Source organism: Streptomyces triticisoli (genome assembly GCF_003270085.1).
Taxonomy (GTDB): Bacteria; Actinomycetota; Actinomycetes; order Streptomycetales; family Streptomycetaceae; genus Streptomyces; species Streptomyces triticisoli.
Genome location: NZ_QFDQ01000059.1, coordinates 1 through 17,780, shown reverse-complemented (window position 1 = coordinate 17,780; position 17,780 = coordinate 1). Strand labels below are relative to the sequence as shown.

At 69.1% G+C, this 17,780-nt stretch carries 19 protein-coding genes; 7 read left to right on the top strand and 12 right to left on the bottom strand.

Annotated features, from left to right (window positions below; translation table 11 throughout):
• The first annotated feature begins 104 nt into the window (after positions 1-104).
• Positions 105-707, top strand: coding sequence for a GNAT family N-acetyltransferase (locus DEP02_RS10805; RefSeq protein WP_112467126.1), 603 nt, complete (start codon positions 105-107; stop codon positions 705-707).
• Here DEP02_RS10805 and DEP02_RS10800 read toward each other — a convergent pair.
• Positions 704-1,294: a TetR/AcrR family transcriptional regulator gene (locus DEP02_RS10800; protein WP_112467125.1), complete on the bottom strand. Its 591-nt coding sequence runs from the start codon at positions 1,292-1,294 to the stop codon at positions 704-706. The genes DEP02_RS10805 and DEP02_RS10800 overlap by 4 nt on opposite strands.
• Positions 1,295-1,416: 122 nt before the next feature.
• Between DEP02_RS10800 and DEP02_RS10795 the strand changes: the two genes are divergently transcribed.
• Positions 1,417-2,001 carry a dihydrofolate reductase family protein gene (locus DEP02_RS10795; RefSeq protein WP_112467124.1) on the top strand — a complete coding sequence of 195 codons (585 nt, stop codon included), beginning with the start codon at positions 1,417-1,419 and terminating at the stop codon, positions 1,999-2,001.
• Positions 2,002-2,189: 188 nt separating this feature from the next.
• Here DEP02_RS10795 and DEP02_RS10790 read toward each other — a convergent pair whose 3' ends face one another.
• The 3 genes from DEP02_RS10790 to sodN form a co-directional block, all read right to left on the bottom strand.
• Positions 2,190-2,612 carry a VOC family protein gene (locus tag DEP02_RS10790; RefSeq protein ID WP_112467123.1) on the bottom strand — a complete coding sequence of 141 codons (423 nt, stop codon included), beginning with the start codon at positions 2,610-2,612 and terminating at the stop codon, positions 2,190-2,192.
• Between the two features lie 9 nt (positions 2,613-2,621).
• Entirely contained in the window at positions 2,622-3,032 is a 411-nt protein-coding gene (locus DEP02_RS10785) for a helix-turn-helix transcriptional regulator (protein WP_112467122.1), read from the bottom strand.
• A gap of 142 nt (positions 3,033-3,174) precedes the next feature.
• A complete protein-coding gene (sodN, locus tag DEP02_RS10780; protein WP_112467121.1) occupies positions 3,175-3,570 on the bottom strand; it encodes a superoxide dismutase, Ni in 396 nt (131 codons plus the stop codon).
• A gap of 145 nt (positions 3,571-3,715) precedes the next feature.
• Between sodN and sodX the strand changes: the two genes are divergently transcribed.
• Entirely contained in the window at positions 3,716-4,150 is a 435-nt protein-coding gene (gene sodX / locus DEP02_RS10775) for a nickel-type superoxide dismutase maturation protease (RefSeq protein ID WP_112467120.1), read from the top strand.
• Here the strand turns inward: sodX and DEP02_RS10770 are convergent.
• Positions 4,054-4,683, bottom strand: a complete 630-nt coding sequence (locus tag DEP02_RS10770; RefSeq protein WP_112467119.1) for a CGNR zinc finger domain-containing protein — start codon at positions 4,681-4,683, stop codon at positions 4,054-4,056. The genes sodX and DEP02_RS10770 overlap by 97 nt on opposite strands.
• A 102-nt stretch (positions 4,684-4,785) precedes the next feature.
• Here DEP02_RS10770 and DEP02_RS10765 point away from each other — a divergent pair, with 102 nt between their 5' ends.
• Together DEP02_RS10765 and DEP02_RS10760 are read left to right on the top strand one after the other, a co-directional pair.
• Positions 4,786-5,565, top strand: coding sequence for a class I SAM-dependent methyltransferase (locus DEP02_RS10765; RefSeq protein WP_112467118.1), 780 nt, complete (start codon positions 4,786-4,788; stop codon positions 5,563-5,565).
• A 310-nt stretch (positions 5,566-5,875) separates the two neighbouring features.
• Positions 5,876-6,232, top strand: a complete 357-nt coding sequence (locus DEP02_RS10760) for a hypothetical protein (protein ID WP_157977413.1) — start codon at positions 5,876-5,878, stop codon at positions 6,230-6,232.
• An 85-nt stretch (positions 6,233-6,317) separates the two neighbouring features.
• Here DEP02_RS10760 and DEP02_RS10755 read toward each other — a convergent pair whose 3' ends face one another.
• From DEP02_RS10755 to DEP02_RS10745, 3 genes are read right to left on the bottom strand one after another with little or no spacing between them, the layout of a single operon-like run.
• Entirely contained in the window at positions 6,318-7,118 is an 801-nt protein-coding gene (locus DEP02_RS10755) for an amino acid ABC transporter ATP-binding protein (RefSeq protein WP_112467116.1), read from the bottom strand.
• Positions 7,115-8,044 (bottom strand): amino acid ABC transporter permease, encoded by a 930-nt coding sequence (locus tag DEP02_RS10750; RefSeq protein ID WP_198668378.1) that lies wholly within the window; start codon positions 8,042-8,044, stop codon positions 7,115-7,117. The genes DEP02_RS10755 and DEP02_RS10750 overlap by 4 nt, the downstream gene beginning before the upstream one ends.
• Positions 8,045-8,084: 40 nt before the next feature.
• Entirely contained in the window at positions 8,085-9,029 is a 945-nt protein-coding gene (locus DEP02_RS10745) for an ABC transporter substrate-binding protein (protein ID WP_112467114.1), read from the bottom strand.
• A 551-nt stretch (positions 9,030-9,580) separates the two neighbouring features.
• Between DEP02_RS10745 and DEP02_RS10735 the strand changes: the two genes are divergently transcribed.
• Both DEP02_RS10735 and DEP02_RS10730 read left to right on the top strand, forming a co-directional pair.
• Positions 9,581-10,801, top strand: a complete 1,221-nt coding sequence (locus tag DEP02_RS10735; protein WP_112467113.1) for an NAD(P)-dependent malic enzyme — start codon at positions 9,581-9,583, stop codon at positions 10,799-10,801.
• Between the two features lie 154 nt (positions 10,802-10,955).
• Positions 10,956-11,921: a zinc-binding dehydrogenase gene (locus DEP02_RS10730; RefSeq protein ID WP_112467112.1), complete on the top strand. Its 966-nt coding sequence runs from the start codon at positions 10,956-10,958 to the stop codon at positions 11,919-11,921.
• A 61-nt stretch (positions 11,922-11,982) separates the two neighbouring features.
• On the opposite strand, the gene DEP02_RS10725 is transcribed toward DEP02_RS10730, so the two are convergent.
• The 4 genes from DEP02_RS10725 to DEP02_RS10710 all read right to left on the bottom strand — a co-directional run.
• Positions 11,983-12,966 carry a PadR family transcriptional regulator gene (locus DEP02_RS10725; RefSeq protein ID WP_112467111.1) on the bottom strand — a complete coding sequence of 328 codons (984 nt, stop codon included), beginning with the start codon at positions 12,964-12,966 and terminating at the stop codon, positions 11,983-11,985.
• A gap of 1 nt (position 12,967) precedes the next feature.
• A complete protein-coding gene (locus DEP02_RS10720) occupies positions 12,968-13,885 on the bottom strand; it encodes a DUF4097 family beta strand repeat-containing protein (RefSeq protein ID WP_112467110.1) in 918 nt (305 codons plus the stop codon).
• A 176-nt stretch (positions 13,886-14,061) separates the two neighbouring features.
• Positions 14,062-14,241, bottom strand: coding sequence for a DUF6104 family protein (locus DEP02_RS10715; RefSeq protein WP_003992906.1), 180 nt, complete (start codon positions 14,239-14,241; stop codon positions 14,062-14,064).
• Positions 14,242-14,327: 86 nt separating this feature from the next.
• Positions 14,328-17,780: multifunctional oxoglutarate decarboxylase/oxoglutarate dehydrogenase thiamine pyrophosphate-binding subunit/dihydrolipoyllysine-residue succinyltransferase subunit (locus tag DEP02_RS10710; protein ID WP_198668377.1), on the bottom strand; the 3,453-nt coding region annotated here is incomplete at its 5' end.

Sequence of the window (17,780 nt, the reverse complement as noted above, 5' to 3'; positions counted from 1 at the left end):
CGGTCCGGCGGGTCCCGCACTGCCCCACGGTGTGCGGGACCCGCCCCTTTCCCCTAGGCTCAACACCCGTACTTCCAGGGCCACTTGAGCTGAGAGGGCGGAAGATGGGCGTAGGCATCCGGTCAGCGGGACAGGACGACCGCGCACGGGTCGTACGGCTGCTGGACGAGGCCTTCCAGGACGACCCGGTGAGCGGCTGGGTCTTCCCCGGCGAGGAGTACCGCCGCACGACCCACCACCGGCTGATGACCGCCTTCACCGACATCGTGCTCGAAGAGGGCCGGATCGACGTGACGGAGGACGGCACGGCCTGCGCGCTGTGGCTGTCGATACCGGTGGCTTCCCCCGACGACATGGACGACTCCGACGACGCCGTCCGCCTGCGCGAGACGGTCGACCCGGCCAACGCGCGCGTGGAGGAGATCGCCCGCCTGATGGCCGACTTCCATCCGGCGGACCGCGCCCACGAGTACCTGTGGATGATCGGTGTCACTCCCGCCCGCCAGGGCGAGGGCCTGGGCAGCGCCCTCATCCAGCACGCCCTCGACCACTGCGACCACAAGGGCCTGCCCGCCTACCTGGAGGCCAGCAGCAAGCGCAGCATCACACTCTACGAACGCCTGGGCTTCACCTTCACCGGCCGCACCCTCGACCTCCCGGACGGCCCCCGGATGTGGCCGATGTGGCGGGAACCCCGCACGCCCTAGCCCTCCGGAACGATCGTCACCACGATGCGGTCCACCAACCCGTCCGGCACGCTCACCCCGGGCAGTACGCCGTCCAGGACGCCCGGCAGGGTCAGGTGCTCCAGGAGCAGACCGAGCACGGCGAGGTAGAGCACGGTCACGGTCTCGTCGCCGCCGGGCAGACCGGCGGCCCGGTGGTGTTCCAGAGCCTCCTCCAGGTCCCCGCGCACCGACTTGGTGAAGGAGGCATGCAGTTCGGGGCGCCGGGTGGCCTCCAGACGCATTTCCAGCAGGGCCAGGTAGCCCGTGCGGTCGCGGGTCGCGCGGGCCAGCAGGTCGTGCATGAACGCCGCGACCAGGGCGCGGTCCTTGGGGCGGTTCATCAGGGTGGCAAGCACCCCGGGGTCGGGCGCGAGGCGGGTGTGCAGCCGGGTGTCGATCTGCCGCAGCAGGTCGACGCGGCTGGGGAAGTAGTTCGAGGCGGTGCCGACCGGGACCCCGGCCTCGGCGTCGACCGCGCGGAACGTCAGCCCACGTGCGCCCTCGCGCGCGAGCACCTCGACCCCGGCGTCGACCAGCGCCGCCCGCCGCTCCGGATTGCCGGCCATGCGGAACCCCTTCTCTCACTTGCCCGGGCTCACGAAAACCTCTTGCAGCCACTACGGGTGGAGTACTACAACTGAAGCACTACAAGTGCAGTGGTCGTGGCAGCCTACGGAAGGAGACCGGCTTGCGAAAGCTCACCTACTTCGTCGCCTGCTCCATCGATGGCTTCATCGGGGACCCGAGCGGCGACGCGCAGATGTTCTTCCCCTTCGTCGACGAGGAGTTCCTCACCTTCCTGAAGGCGGAGTACCCGGAGACCGTGTCCGCCCATGGCCGCCGCGCGCTCGGCATCGACGAGCTGGAGAACAAGCGGTTCGACACGGTCGTCCAGGGACGGGCCAGCTACGACGTGGCCCTCAAGGAGGGCATCACCAGCCCCTACGCCCACCTGCGCGAATACGTCGCCTCGCGCACCCTGGGCGAGTCCCCCGACCCGCACGTGGAGATCATCTCCGCGGACCTCGCCGGTCGCATCCGCGAACTGAAGGCGGAGGACGGCGAGCTCGGCATCTACCTGTGCGGCGGCTCGCAGCTCGCGGGCGAGCTGGCCGACGAGATCGACGAACTCGTCATCAAGACCTACCCGGTCGTGCTGGGCTCGGGCCTGCCGATGTTCGGATCCGGCTTCCGCATCACGGAGTTCACCCTCGACGAGGTGCGCACCTTCGGCAACGGCGTACTGGTCCGCACCTACCGCAGAAAGCGCTGAGCGGCCCCGGCCCGGCGGTGGCGTTGCCGTCGGACCCGGTTGAGCAGAAGAGGCACTGAGGTGGCGCAGGGCGGGAGCGGCACCGCAGGGGGTGGCGGTGAGCCGTGACGACGCCCGTACTTGCCCGCCCCGGTCTTCTCGCCCTCGCCCGGTCACGGCATGACCGCCTGCATATGTGCGTACCCGCCTCAGCGCTGCCCCTCGGACCGCTCCAGGAACCGCAGCAGGTTCCCGGCCGGATCCCGGAACGCGCAGTCGCGCACCCCGTACGGCTGGTCCATCGGCTCCTGGACGACGTCGGCGCCGTACTCCTGGACACGGGAGAAGAGGGCGTCGCAGTCGGCGGTGCTGAAGATGACCCCGCGGAGCATGCCCTTGGCCAGCAGTTGGGCCATGGCCTCCTTGTCGGCGGGGGAGGCGTCGGGGTTGGCGGCGGGCGGCTCCAGGACGATCTCCACGTCCGGTTGCAGCGGCGATCCCACGGTCACCCACCGCATCCCCTCGAACCCGACGTCGTTGCGGACTTCCAGTCCGAGCACGTCGCGGTAGAAGGTGAGCGCCTTGTCGTGGTCGTCGACGGCGATGAAGCACTGGTGGAGTTTGAGGTCCATTCCCCCACGTTAGGGCGCGGGCGGCGGTCCCGTGCGCCTCGGGCGCGTGAAGGTCCGGGCCATGCACGCCGGAATCACCGCGCCGTCCTCGTGCGACCGCGCCCGATAGGCGCTCGGCGTCTGACCGACGAGCTCGGTGAACCGTGAGCTGAACGACCCCAGCGACGTACACCCCACCGCCAGGCACACCTCCGTCACGCTCATGTCCCCGCGCCTGAGCAGCGCCTTCGCCCGCTCGATGCGCCGGGTCATGAGATACCCGTACGGCGTCTCCCCGAAGGCGGCCCGGAAACTGCGCTGAAAGTGCCCCGGCGACATGAGCGCGGTCCGCGCCAGCGCGGCCACGTCCAGCGGCTCGGCGTACTCACGGTCCATCCGGTCGCGGGCCCGGCGCAGTCGTACCAGGTCTTCGAGCGTCATCCCGCCAGCATGGCACGAGCCGACGGGAGAGGGCCCCGGCGCAGCAGAGAGGGTCCGGCCGGACAACCGACCGGACCCTCTGCACGGTCCTCATCGACCCGCAGTGGTGCACCGACCGCCGATCAGCGGACGACGCCTGCGGTCAGGCCTTCTTGGTCTCCCAGAAGATCTTGTCGATCTGGGCGATGTGGTCCAGCGCCTTCTGGCCCGTGGCCGGGTCGGTCGAGGCCTTGGCGGTGGAGAGGGCCTTCAGCGTGTCGTTGACCAGCTGGTGCAGCTCCGGGTACTTCTCGAAGTGCGGGGGCTTGAAGTAGTCGCTCCAGAGCACGGAGACGTGGTGCTTCGCCAGCTCGGCACGCTGCTCCTTGATGACGGTGGCGCGCGCCTGGAAGTGCGGGTCGTCGTTGCCGGCCATCTTCTCCTGGATGGCCTTCACCGACTCCGCCTCGATGCGGGCCTGGGCAGGGTCGTACACACCGCAGGGAAGGTCGCAGTGTGCGCTGACCTTGACCTTGGGGGCAAACAGGCGGGAAAGCATGGAGCATTCCTTCCTCGTGATCGTCTTCTCAGGTGGGACATTACTCCCTGCAAGGCGTGTTTTCGCGGGTGCCCCCTGGGGCTTAGGACAAAAGTCCCGGGTGAGACTGGGACTGGTGGAGGAACGGACCGGGGAGGTGCCGGGAATGCCGGAGCTGTCGCAGGAGAGCGAGGGCAGGGGGGCCGTACTGCCTTTCGGGCTGGCCGAGGTGACCGGACCGTCCATGGTGCCCACGCTGTACCACGGGGACCGGCTCGTGGTGCAGTACGGCGCACGGATCCGGCCGGGTGACGTGGTGGTCCTGCGGCATCCCTTCCAGCAGGACCTGCTGGTCGTCAAGCGTGCGGCGGAGCTGCGCGAGGGCGGCTGGTGGGTGCTCGGGGACAACGCGTACGCGGGGGGCGACAGCACCGACTACGGCGCCGTGCCCGAGGACCTGGTCCTGGGCAAGGTGTGGTTCCGCTACCGGCCGCGCAAGCCCGCTCAGCGCTCGCCGCTGGCGCTGGTGCGCTGGGCGCTGTCGGCGGCCAGGCCCGTCTTCACCGCCCGGTCGGCCTCCAGGCGTTTGCGGGCCCGGTAGGCGGCCACGTTGGCGCGGGTCGCGCAGCGGTCGGAGCAGTAGCGGCGCGAGCGGTTGGTCGAGGTGTCGAGGTAGGCGTTGCGGCACGGCGCGGCCTCGCACAGGCCGAGGCGGTCGACGCCGTACTCCGTCAGGTGGAACGCCAGGCCCATCGCCGCGATCGCCGCGTAGCCGGCCGTGGCGTTGGACGGGTGGTCGGCCAGGTGCATGTGCCACAGCGGGCGGCCGTCCTCGTCGCGGTGGTCGTGCCCGGAGATCTGCGGGCTCACCGGGAACTCCAGCAGCAGCGAGTTCAGCAGGGCCACCGCGAGCGTCTCGTCGCCCGTGTCGGCCGCCTCGAAGACCGCGCGCAGCCGGGCCCGTACCGAGCGGAAGCGCGTGACGTCGGCGTCGGTGGCGCGGCGGGCCGCGGAGGAGTTCGCGCCGAACAGGTCCCGGATCGCCTCGACCGAGGTCAGGCTGTCCTTGCCCCGGGCCGGCTCCTCGCTGTTGACGAGACGTACGGCGTAATCCGAGTAATAGGCCAGTTCCACTTGTAGTCCTTACGGGCGGGGCTCTATGGTCGTCATGCGGTCGAGTAACAGACGGTCGTGCTTCCAGGGTATTACGTGGCATGCGTGAGGGAGGGGCTTGCGATGACGGACACGGACACGGGGACCGCCACCGCCGCCGGCAGCGACTGGCGGGCCTGGCAGGAGAGCTGGGACCGCCAGCAGGAGTGGTACATGCCCGACCGGGAGGACCGCTTCCGCGTCATGCTCGACATGGTGGAGGCCTTCGTCGGACCCGAGCCGCGCGTCCTCGACCTCGCCTGCGGCACCGGCAGCATCACCGCCCGCCTCCTGGACAGGTTCCCGGGGGCAACCAGCACCGGCGTCGACCTCGACCCCGCCCTGCTCACCATCGCGCGGGGCACCTTCGCCGGCGACGCGCGGGTGACCCTCGTCGAGGCCGACCTCAAGGACCCCGGCTGGCCCGCCCGGCTCCCGTACGACACGTACGACGCGGTCCTCACCGCCACGGCCCTCCACTGGCTGCGCACGGAAGCCCTGGAGGCCCTCTACGGCCAGGTCGCGGAACTCGTCCGCCACGGCGGTGTCTTCATGAACGCCGACCACATGATCGACGACAGCACGCCGAGGATCAACGCCGCCGAGGCCGCCCACAGCCGCGCCCGCAGGGACCGGGCCATGAAGAACGGCGCCCTCGACTGGGCGGAGTGGTGGGCCCTGGCGGCCAAGGACCCGGTCCTCGCCGAGCCCACGGCCCGCCGCTTCGAGATCTACGGCGACCACGCCGACGGCGAGATGCCCTCCGCCGCCCGGCACGCGCGCGTACTGCGCGAGAAGGGCTTCGCGGAGGCCCGGCCGGTGTGGTGCTCACCGTCGGACACGTTGCTGCTGGCGCTGAAGTAGACCCCTGTACTCCAGCTGAGGCGGTCGAAGAAGTCCGAACCGCCTCTTTCTGGTCACGGCTGGATTCGCGTATGTGTCCTCTGCTCGCCGAACAGTGGTCCCTTTGAAGCGTTCTGCTCATGGGCAGAGGAGATCAAGCCATTGGGGGAGGGGCTTCCAGACACCCAGTGCTCGAACTTCTTGATCGATTTTTTGGCCCTGTGTACTGTCGCGGCGTCGAACACCCGAACGGGTGTCCGATTCATGTCGTGCGCCCAAACAGCTTAGGTCTGACCACCCAAGTGGGACGCGACTGGTGAAGGGGAGACTTGTGCGAAGCAAGGTACTTGGCGCTTTTGTGCCCGTTGTTCTCTCCGCCGCGGCGATTGTCCCGCTCACGGCCGGTACGGCGTCGGCTGATCCCGGATGCGCGCAGGACGTGTACGGCAAAACGGTTTGGTCCGGATCTCAGCAGGCCTATCAGATCGACGTGACACTCAACCGTTGCGACCGCCCCACCAGGCCGATGGCCAAGTGTGCTGGTCTGGGCGGATCCGGCATCAACTACGGGCCCTCGATCACCCGTGGCACCAGCCGGACTGAGTTCTGCGCGCGGGGCTACGAGATGGTGAACTACGGGTGGCAGGTTTACTGCAGCGGGAAGTGGAACTCCCGTTGGGTCGGCTGACGCCTGGACGATGAGCGTGGGGCTGCCCGGTACGCCGTACCGGGCAGCCCCACAGCCGTTGTGCAGCTACGCCTTCTCGGGTGCGCTACAGCACCTTCGACAGGAACGACTTGGTCCGCTCGTGCTGGGGGTTCGTCAGGACCTCGCGTGGGTGGCCGGATTCGACAACCACGCCGTCGTCCATGAACACCAGGGAGTCGCCGACCTCGCGGGCGAAGCCCATTTCATGGGTGACGACGACCATGGTCATACCGTCCTCCGCGAGGTCTCGCATCACGTCGAGTACCTCACCGACGAGCTCCGGATCGAGAGCCGAGGTCGGCTCGTCGAAGAGCATCAGCTTGGGCTCCATCGCGAGTGCGCGGGCGATGGCGACGCGCTGTTGCTGACCGCCGGAGAGTTGAGCGGGGTAGTGGCCGGTCCGGTCGCCCAGGCCCACTCGGTCCAGCAGGCGCTGGGCCCGTTCCCGGGCGACGGCCTTGGCCTCGCGTTTGACCTGGACCGGCGCCTCCATGACGTTTTCGAGCGCCGTCATGTGCGGGAAGAGGTTGAAGCGCTGGAACACCATGCCGATGTCCCGTCGCTGCGCCGCGACCTCCGTCTCCTTCAGCTCGTAGAGCTTGTCGCCCTTCTGCCGGTAGCCGACCAGGTCGCCGTCGACGTAGAGCCGGCCGGCGCTGATCTTCTCCAGGTGGTTGATGCACCGCAGGAACGTGGATTTGCCGGAGCCGGACGGGCCGATCAGGCAGAAGACCTCACGCGGGTTCACCTCCAGGTCGATGCCCTTGAGGATGTGGGCGAGCCCGAAGGACTTGTGCACACCCTCGGCCCTGACCATGGGGTGGCCACTGGTGCTCGGGGCAATGCCCTTGGTGAGGTTGCTCATCGGGCCACCTCCGGGCGGCGGAACGAACCGAACATACGGAGGTTCTTCCTCAGACGCTGGAGCGGGGTCGGCGGTAGGTTGCGCGTCGAACCGCGGGCGTAATGGCGCTCCAGGTAGTACTGGCCCACGCTGAAGACGCTGGTGAGCATCAGGTACCAGATCGACGCGACGAAGAACATCTCAGCGACCGCGAGTGAGGTGCTGGAGATGTCCGTGGCACGCTTCATGAGTTCGCTGAACTGCACCACGTAGGCCAGCGACGAGGTCTTCAGCATGTTGATGTACTCGTTGCCGGTCGGCGGCACGATCATGCGCATCGCCTGCGGGAGGACCACGCGCCGCAGCGTCTGGCTTCGGGTCATGCCCAGCGCGTGCGAGGCCTCTGTCTGCCCCTCGTCGACCGACTGGATGCCGGCCCGGACGATCTCCGACATGTATGCGGCCTCGTTCAGGCCGAGCCCCAGCAGGGCCGCCAGGAACGGGGTCATCACGGCGTTCATGTCGTTCTTGTAGAACCCCAGGTTGAGGACGGGGAACACCAACGAGATGTTGTACCAGAGCAGGAGCTGGACCAGGACCGGGGTGCCGCGGAAGAGCCAGACGTAGAACCATGCCACGGTGCTCGTGACCGGGTTCGACGACATCCGCATCACGGCGAGGATCACGCCCAGGACGAGACCCAGCACCATGGCCAGCACGGAGATGTACAGCGTGTGCCAGGCGCCGGACAGGATCGTGCCGTCCTTGACGTAGTCCGGGATGATGCCATAGTTGATCTTCGCGTTGGAGAAGGCGATCCCGATCAGCACCAGGATCGCGACGACCGCGGCGCCGGCCACCCAGCGGCCGTAGTGGCGCACCGGGATGGCCTTGATCTGTTCCGGCGGCACCGATGCCGCCGGAGCCCTGTCGACAGTCTCAGTCACAGTGGTTGCCCCTTCAGTGTCGCGCGCGGGCTCAGCGGGCTCAGGAGCCACCGTTGATCTTTGCCTCGGTGATGCCACCGTCGGTGACGTTCCACTTCTCGAGGATCTTCTGGTAGTCGCCGTTCTTGATGATCGCGTTCATCGCAGCCTGGAGGGCGTCGCGCAGCTGGGTGTTCTCCTTGCTGACGCCGATGCCGTAGGGGCCGGCCTCGATCTGCTCGCCGATGACCTCGAAGTCGTTGCCACCGCCCGAGGTCTTGGCGTTGTAGGCCGCGACCGGGAAGTCGTTCAGGTCCGCGACGGACGCGCCCTGCTTGAGGCGGAGCAGCGCCTCGGGGTCGGTGTCGAAGGTCTGCAGTGTGATGGCCTTCTTGCCGTCCTTCTTGCACTTGGTGTTCTGGGCCTTCGCGATGCCCTCGGACGTGGTGCCCCTCTGCAGGGCCACGACCTGTCCGCAGAGGTCGTCCAGCGTCTTGATGCCCTTCGGGTTGCCCTTCTGGACGAGGATCGAGGTGCCGGCGGTGAAGTAGTCGACGAAGTCGATGCCGTTGCCGACCTTCTTGCCAGTGTCGGAGTCGATGCCGTTCTGGCGGTCCTTCGTGTCGTTCATCGCCGACATGGCCACGTCGTAGCGCTTGGACTGCAGACCCACGATGAGCTGCGCGAACTTGCCGTTCTGGAATTCGAACTTCACGCCCAGCTGCTTGCCCAGGGCCTCCGCGATGTCGGGGTCTATGCCGACGGCCTTGCCGCCCTGCATGTACTCGACTGGCGGATAGGCGATGTCGGAGCCCACCTTGATGACGCCCGCGTCGCGGATGTCCTTGGGGAGCTTGTCGGCGAGGGGGGCCGAGGAGTTGCCGCCGGCCTTTTTGGTCTGGTCACCGCAGCCGGTGAGAATCAGGGCGCCTGCGACCGCGATCGCAGACACCGCGACAAGCCGGGAGTGCGCGGCGGTCGTACGACGGGTGGAGCTTGCGGTCATGGTGGTTCCTCCGGCTGATGGGTGGAGCTGCCGATGGGTCGACGAGAACACACACCTTCGGGTGTCGCGACCTCGCGTGATTGACCGCATCTTGCCATTCAGGCTGCGCCATTCAGGGGCCCCGCCATGTCAAAATCGGATAACGGGTGACCCCCGAACCCCGCGGAGCAGGTCCGTCACTGCCGGATCATCCGCGGCGATTGCTCCTGGCGGCCGGAAAATCTTCGGTCCGTCTCAGGATGTGGCCTGCCAGGACAGAATGTTTGGGTGCATTTGAGTACCTGGCAGGTGCCTGGCGTGGACTTATGCCCACATGGGGTCGGATGTCAGGGCTGCGTCATGTGACCTTCGCGTTATGGACTCGTCGTCGACGCCGTCCGTCCGGTAAGAAGGTTCTTTACACCCCTCATCCGGGGCTCAGGGTGCGTGTGCGGCGCGCCCGTCGCGCGTGGGTCCGAACGCATCAGTTGCGGGGCCGTGCGCGGTCCCGCCCACCCCTCACCAGGGAGTGGCAACCCTCAAACCGTGAATACTTAAAGGGGTAAAACCAAGTGGCAGCGGAGATCGTCAATCCTCGCAGCGACAGCACTGGTCAGGAAAGCGGAGCAGAGCCGCTCGATTCCTTCGACCCGGCCTTCGCGCTGCACCGCGGCGGCAAGATGGCCGTGCAGGCCACCGTGCCCGTCCGTGACAAGGACGACCTGTCCCTGGCGTACACGCCCGGTGTCGCGCGCGTGTGCTCCGCGATCGCGGAGCAGCCGGACCTGGTCCACGACTACACGTGGAAGTCGTCCGTGGTCGCCGTCGTGACCGACGGCACGGCCGTCCTGGGACTCGGGGACATCGGCCCCGAGGCCTCCCTTCCGGTGATGGAGGGGAAGGCGATTCTGTTCAAGCAGTTCGCCGGCGTGGACGCCATCCCGATCGCGCTCGACTGCACCGACGTCGACGAGATCGTCGAGACCGTGGTGCGCCTCGCGCCGTCCTTCGGCGGGGTGAACCTGGAGGACATCTCGGCACCCCGGTGCTTCGAGATCGAGCGCAGGCTGCAGGAGCGCCTGGACATCCCGATCTTCCACGACGACCAGCACGGCACCGCGGTCGTGACGCTGGCGGCGCTGCGCAACGCGGCGCGGCTGAGCGGGCGGGCGATCGGGGAGCTGCGGGCCGTCATCTCGGGCGCGGGCGCGGCCGGTGTCGCCATCGCCAGGATGCTGATCGGGGCCGGTATCGGCGATGTCGCCGTCACGGACCGCAAGGGCGTCGTGTCGGCCGACCGGGAGGACCTGACGCCGGTCAAGCGCGAGCTGGCCGAGTTCACCAACAAGGCGGGCGTCAGCGGGTCCCTGGAGGACGCACTGGCCGGCGCCGACGTCTTCATCGGCGTCTCCGGCGGTACGGTGCCGGAGGCGGCCGTGGCGTCGATGGCCGAGGGCGCCTTCGTGTTCGCCATGGCCAACCCGAACCCCGAGGTGCACCCCGAGGTCGCGCACAAGTACGCGGCGGTCGTGGCGACCGGGCGGTCGGACTTCCCGAACCAGATCAACAACGTCCTGGCGTTCCCCGGCATCTTCGCGGGCGCGCTGCAGGTGCGGGCGTCCCGCATCACCGAGGGCATGAAGATCGCGGCGGCCGAGGCGCTGGCCGGAGTCGTCGGGGACGACCTTGCCGCGGACTACGTGATCCCGTCGCCGTTCGACGAGCGGGTCGCTCCGGCCGTGACCGCGGCGGTGGCCGCAGCGGCTCGGGCGGAGGGCGTCGCCCGACGCTGAGGTGACCCGGATGGCCTCGCCCGAACGCAAGTGCTGACGGGCGGGGCCTTTTCTTCTGCCCGGCTTCTCTCGCCTGGAAAGCGCTTGGCAAGGGGGCGTGTGTCACAGCGGTCCGTGGTTCCATAGCTGCTCGCGTGCCCCTATCGTCAAGGTCATGTTCGCTGTCTACGCCGCCCGAATCGACCGCGACCAGCCGCTGAACGGCCTGGAGACGGGGGACCGCCCGGCCCCCGAGACCCGCCCCGGCTGGAGCATCGTCAACGTCAGGGCCGCCTCCCTGAACCACCACGACCTCTGGTCGCTCAGGGGTGTGGGCCTGCCCGAGGACAAGCTGCCGATGATCCTCGGCTGCGACGCCGCCGGCGTCGACGAGGACGGCAACGAGGTCGTCCTGCACTCCGTGATCGGACAGAGCGGACACGGGGTCGGGCCGAAGGAGCCCCGGTCCATCCTCACCGAGCGCTACCAGGGCACCTTCGCCGAGCAGGTCGCCGTACCGACCTGGAACGTCCTGCCCAAGCCCAAGGAGCTCTCCTTCGAGGAGGCGGCCTGTCTGCCCACGGCCTGGCTGACGGCATACCGGATGCTCTTCACCAACGCGGGGGTACGTCCCGGGGACTCCGTCCTCGTGCAGGGTGCCGGCGGTGGTGTCGCCACGGCCGCGATCGTGCTCGGCAGGGCGGCGGGGTTGCGGGTGTTCGCCACCAGCCGGAGCGAGGCCAAGCGCAAGCGGGCGGTGGAGCTCGGCGCGGTGGAGGCACTGGAGCCGGGGGCGCGGCTGCCGCAGCGGGTGGACGCCGTGATCGAGACCGTCGGCGCGGCCACCTGGTCGCACTCGGTGAAGTCGCTGCGGCCCGGCGGCACGCTCGTCATCTCCGGGGCGACGAGCGGCGACCGTCCCTCGCACGCCGAGCTGACCCGCATCTTCTTCCTGGAACTGAAGGTCGTCGGCTCGACCATGGGGACCAAGGACGAGCTGGAGGACCTGCTCTCCTTCTGCGCCACCACCGGGGTGCGTCCCGTCATCGACGAGGTACTGCCGCTCGACCGGGCCCGCGAGGGCTTCGAACGGATGGAGTCGGGCGACCAGTTCGGCAAGATCGTGCTCACCCGGTCCTGAGTCTCACCTCGCCCTTCTTCGGCGGGCCCGGACTTCCTCCGGGCCCGCCGTTCGTATGCCGTCAGGTCTTCGGGATGTGGAGCACCGATGCGATGTGGGCGGCGGCCGTCGACAGGTGGCGGCGGGTTTCCCGGAGTTGGGTGGGGGTGATGCCGTGGTCCCTGGCCGCGTCGCGGATGTCGTCGCGGAAGCGGTCGAGGAGGCGGTCCAGGTCGCGGGCCGGGTCGCCGGTGAGGTCCTCGTGGGCCCAGGCCGGTTCGTAGTCGGCGGGGAAGTCCTCCGGGGTGTCGGAGTACTCCGTGTGTGACGCCGTACGGCCGAAGGCGTAGTCCTTGCCGAAGTCGCCGAACTCCTTGGCCAGTTCGGTCAGGCCCTCGCGCACGCCGGTGGGCCAGTCGCCCCGGGTGAAGTGGTCCTGCACCTGCTCCTGGACCCGCCGGGCGATGCGCTGCAGCTCCTCCTGAGCCTGGGCCCGCGCCCGCTCCTGCGCCTCCTTGGCCTGGCGTCGGGCCCGCTGGGCCTCCTCGCGTGCCCTGCGGCTCTCGTCCTTGGCGCGCCGCGCCTGCTCCTTCCACTCCTGCTTGACCCGGCGCATCTCCTCCTTGGCGGCCTGCCAGGCCTCCTTGTCGTCGACGCCGTCGTACTCCCCGGTGCCCTGCCGGGTCCGGGACGCCGCCGCGCGCATCTCGCGCCGCAGGTCGCCCGCCGCGCCGCGCACGTCGGCCCGGATCTCCGCGGCGAGTTCGGCGACCGACTCGCGGATCTCCAGTTCCAGATCGGCCAACTCGCCGCTCCGGCCAGCCAGTTCGGCGCGGCCGGCGTCCGTGATGGCGTACACCTTGCGGCCGCCCTCGGTGGTGTGCGTGACCAGGCCTTCGGTCTCCAGCTTGGCCAGCCGCGGGTACACGGTGCCCGCCGAGGGCGCGTACAGCCCCTGGAAGCGCTCCTCCAGGAGCCGGATCACCTCGTAGCCGTGGCGCGGGGCCTCGTCGAGCAGCTTGAGCAGGTAGAGACGCAGGCGGCCGTGGGCGAAGACGGGAGCCATGTCAGAGCACCTTCTTGTCGGTCGTGCCGGCGGTCGTGCCGTCGGTCGGAGTGCCGGTGGAACCCTCTCCCGGCCGGGCGTCCCGTGGCCCCGCCTCCCACGGTCCGTCCTCGGTCGGCGGGCGCCGCAGCAGGGCGATCGATCCGGAGACGGTCGTCGCCTTCAGCCTGCCGTTGCCCGCGCCGAGCCGGCCGGTGATCCGCTTGGCGCCCCACTGGCCGGCGACCCTGAGGTCCTCGAAGGCGTTGGACACCGTCCCGCTCGCCGTGTTCGCCTCCACCCGCGCGTCCGCCGGGTGGGGCAGCCGGATGGCGATCTCGCCGGAGACACTGGTCAGACTGACGTCGGTGGGGCCGCCCGCCGGGTCGAGGTCGACGATCATCGATCCGCTCACCGAGTCGGCCCGCACCGAGGGGCCGGCGCCGTCGACCACCGTCAGGTCCCCGGAGACCGAGTTGAACCGCAGGGCGCCGGAGAGGGCCTGCGCCTCCACGCTGCCCGACACGGTGTCCGCGCGCACCGGGCCCGTCAGGCCCACCAGGGTCGTGTCCCCGGAGACACCTTTCACCTCCGCGGGCCCGTCGATCCCCGAGACCGTCGCGGCGGCCCCGACCACCCCGAGTTCCACGCGCGTGCTCGACGGCACGGCCACGGAGACCACGGCGCTGCGCCGCCAGCCCTTGCGGTCCAGCCACTTGAGGAAGCCTTTCCAGGGCAGGTCCTCGTACGCCACCGTGAGCGTGCCGCCCTGCTGGGTGACCAGGAGGGGCGGGCCCTCGATCTCGGAGACCTCCAGGCGGGCGGAACTCTCGTCCGTGCCCACGACGTTCACCGTCCCGTGGACGATGCGGACGTTGAGCTCGGTCACGGGCTCGTCGAAGGCGAGCTTCCTGGGCTCGCCGACGGACCACTCGGACATGCGGGCCTCCCCGGCATAGTGCGCGACACGCCATATCGCGTCCTCTGTCAAACACGATATATCGCGCTCACGGGAAGTCAAGACACTCGTTCAGGTGATGCGAGGAAGCGGAAAAGGACAGGGCGCCCCCGAAGGGGCGCCCGGAAGCGCACGGCGACCCGTCACGGGTCCGGTGCTTACTCGTCGTCCTCGTCGTCCAGCCGGGCGAGCCACGTCGCCAGCCGCTCCACCGGCACCTCGAAGTCCGGGTTCAGGTCGACGAAGGTCCGCAACTGCTCGGCGAGCCACTCGAAGGTGACCTCCTCCTCGCCCCGACGCTTCTCCAGCTCTTCGATGCCACGGTCTGTGAAGTACATGCGGTCCAGGATAAGTGCGCCAAAACGGCCGGGCCGCACTCCGGCTCAGGGAGTGCGGCCCGGTCAGGTACGACCCGCGGGAGCGGTTACGCCTCGAACACCTCGCGCACCAGCTGCTCCTGCTCCGCCTGGTGCCGCTTCGCGGAACCCACGGCGGGGGAGGAGCTGTGCGGGCGGGAGATGCGGCGCAGGCGCTCGCCGGCCGGGATGTCCGCGCCGACCGCCAGGTCCAGGTGGTCGATGAGGTTCAGGGCGATGAACGGCCACGCTCCCTGGTTCGCCGGCTCCTCCTGGGCCCACAGGTACTTCTCGGCGTTCGGGTACTTGGCGATCTCGGCCTGGAGCTCGGCACCCGCCAGCGGGTACAGCCGCTCGATACGGATGATCGCCGTGTCCGTCACACCGCGCTTCCGACGCTCGGCGTCGAGGTCGTAGTAGACCTTGCCGGCGCAGAAGACGACCTTGCGCACCGCGCTCGGGTCGACCGAGGCGTCGCCGATGACCGGGCGGAACTGGCCCGTGGTGAACTCCTCCGCCTTCGAGGCCGCGGCCTTCAGGCGCAGCATCGACTTCGGGGTGAAGACGACCAGCGGCTTGTGGTGCGGGTTGTGCACCTGCCACCGCAGGAGGTGGAAGTAGTTCGACGGCAGGGTCGGCATCGCGACCGTCATGTTGTTCTGCGCGCACAGCTGCAGGAACCGCTCCGGGCGCCCGGAGGAGTGGTCCGGGCCCTGGCCCTCGTAGCCGTGCGGCAGCAGGAGCACGACGCCGCTCGTCTGGCCCCACTTCTGCTCGGCGGAGGAGACGAACTCGTCCACGACCGTCTGGGCGCCGTTGGCGAAGTCGCCGAACTGGGCCTCCCACATGACGAGCGCGTCCGGGCGGGCCAGCGAGTAGCCGTACTCGAAGCCCATCGCCGCGTACTCGGACAGCAGGGAGTCGTAGACGTTGTACCGGGCCTGGTCCTCGGAAAGGTGCAGCAGCGGGGTGTAGCCCTCGCCCGTCTCACGGTCGATGATCACCGCGTGCCGCTGGCCGAAGGTGCCGCGGCGGGAGTCCTGGCCGGCCAGCCGGACCGGGACGCCCTCGAGCAGCAGCGAGCCGATGGCCAGGGTCTCGCCCATGCCCCAGTCGATCGTGCCGTCCTCGACCATGGCCGCACGGCGCTGCAGCTGCGGCTGCAGACGCGGGTGGACGGTGAAGTGCTCGGGGAGGTCGACCTGGGACGCGGCGATGCGCTTGACGACCTCGGTGGAGACGGCCGTCGGGACCGCGACCGGGAAGCCGTCCTGCGGCTCCTGGGAGTCCACGGGCACCTGCTGGGAGGCGGTGGTGGCCTCGCGGACCTCGGTGAAGACCTTCTCCAGCTGGCCCTGGTAGTCCTGCAGGGCCTGCTCGGCCTCCTCCAGGGTGATGTCGCCCCGGCCGATCAGCGACTCGGTGTAGAGCTTGCGCACCGAGCGCTTCTTGTCGATCAGGTCGTACATCAGCGGCTGGGTGAAGGCCGGGTTGTCCGACTCGTTGTGCCCGCGGCGGCGGTAGCAGATGAGGTCGATCACCACGTCCTTGTTGAACGCCTGGCGGAACTCGAAGGCGAGCCGCGCCACGCGGACGACGGCCTCGGGGTCGTCGCCGTTGACGTGGAAGATCGGGGCCTCGATCATGCGGGCCACGTCCGTCGCGTACATGGAGGAACGCGAGGACTCCGGGGCGGCGGTGAAGCCGACCTGGTTGTTGATGACGATGTGGACCGTGCCGCCGGTGCGGTAGCCGCGCAGCTGCGACATGTTCAGGGTCTCGGCCACCACGCCCTGGCCCGCGAAGGCCGCGTCGCCGTGGATCGCCACCGGCAGGACCGTGAAGTCGGTGCCGCCCTTGCCGATGATGTCCTGCTTGGCGCGGGAGACGCCCTCCAGGACCGGGTCCACCGCCTCCAGGTGGGAGGGGTTGGCCACCAGCGAGACCCTGATCTGGTCGCCGTCCAGGCCCGTGAACGTGCCCTCGGCGCCCAGGTGGTACTTCACGTCACCGGAGCCGTGCATCGACTTCGGGTCGAGGTTGCCCTCGAACTCGCGGAAGATCTGCGCGTACGACTTGCCGACGACGTTGGCCAGGACGTTGAGGCGGCCGCGGTGGGCCATGCCGATGACGACCTCGTCCAGGCGGGACTCGGCCGCCGAGTCGAGGACCGCGTCGAGCAGCGGGATGACGGACTCGCCGCCCTCCAGGGAGAACCGCTTCTGGCCGACGTACTTCGTCTGCAGGAAGGTCTCGAAGGCCTCGGCGGCGTTCAGCCGGCGCAGGATGCGCAGCTGCTCGTCGCGCTCCAGGCCGGCGTGCGGGCGCTCCACGCGGTCCTGGATCCACTTGCGCTGCTTGGGGTCCTGGATGTGCATGAACTCGATGCCGACCGTGCGGCAGTACGAGTCGCGCAGCACGCCGAGGATGTCGCGCAGCTTCATCAGCGTCTTGCCGGCGAAGCCGCCGACCGCGAAGTCGCGCTCCAGGTCCCACAGGGTGAGCCCGTGCTCGGTGATGTCGAGGTCGGGGTGCTTGCGCTGCTGGTACTCCAGCGGGTCGGTGTCGGCCATGACGTGGCCGCGGACCCGGTAGGAGTGGATCAGCTCGAAGACGCGGGCGGCCTTGGTGACGTCGTCGTCGTGCGAGGCGTCGATGTCCTTGAGCCAGCGGACCGGCTCGTAGGGGATGCGCAGCGCCTTGAAGATGTCGTCGTAGAAGCCGTGCTCGCCCAGCAGCAGGTTGGCCACCGCGCGCAGGAACTCGCCGGAGGCGGCGCCCTGGATCACCCGGTGGTCGTAGGTCGACGTGAGCGTCATGACCTTGGAGATGCCGAGCTTGTTCAGGGTGTCCTGGGAGGTGCCCTGGAACTCCGCCGGGTAGTCCATGGAGCCGACGCCCAAGATCACCGACTGGCCGGGCATCAGGCGCGGCACCGAGTGGACCGTGCCGAGGCCGCCGGGGTTGGTGAGGGATGCGGTGACGCCGGTGAAGTCGTCCATCGTCAGCTTGCCCTCGCGGGCGCGGCGGACGATGTCCTCGTAGGCCTGCCAGAACTCGAAGAAGTTCAGCGTCTCGGCCTTCTTGATGGCGGCCACGACCAGCTGGCGGTCGCCGTTGGGCTTGACCAGGTCGATGGCCAGGCCGAGGTTGACGTGGTCCGGCTTGACCAGGGTGGGCTTGCCGTCCTTCTCGGCGAAGGACCAGTTCATCGACGGCATCTGCTTGATGGCCTGGACCATCGCGTAGCCGATGATGTGCGTGAAGGAGATCTTCCCGCCGCGGGCCCGCTTGAGGTGGTTGTTGATGACGATGCGGTTGTCGAACAGCAGCTTCACCGGGACGGCGCGCACGGATGTGGCCGTGGGCAGCTCCAGGGAGGCGTTCATGTTCCTGACGACCGCGGCGGAGGGGCCGCGCAGCGTCACGAACTCGGGGCCGGCGGGCGCCTCGGCGGCAGGCTCGGGCTTCGCGGCGGCCGGCTTCGCAGGGGCCGGCTTCGCGGGCGCCGGGGCCTGAGC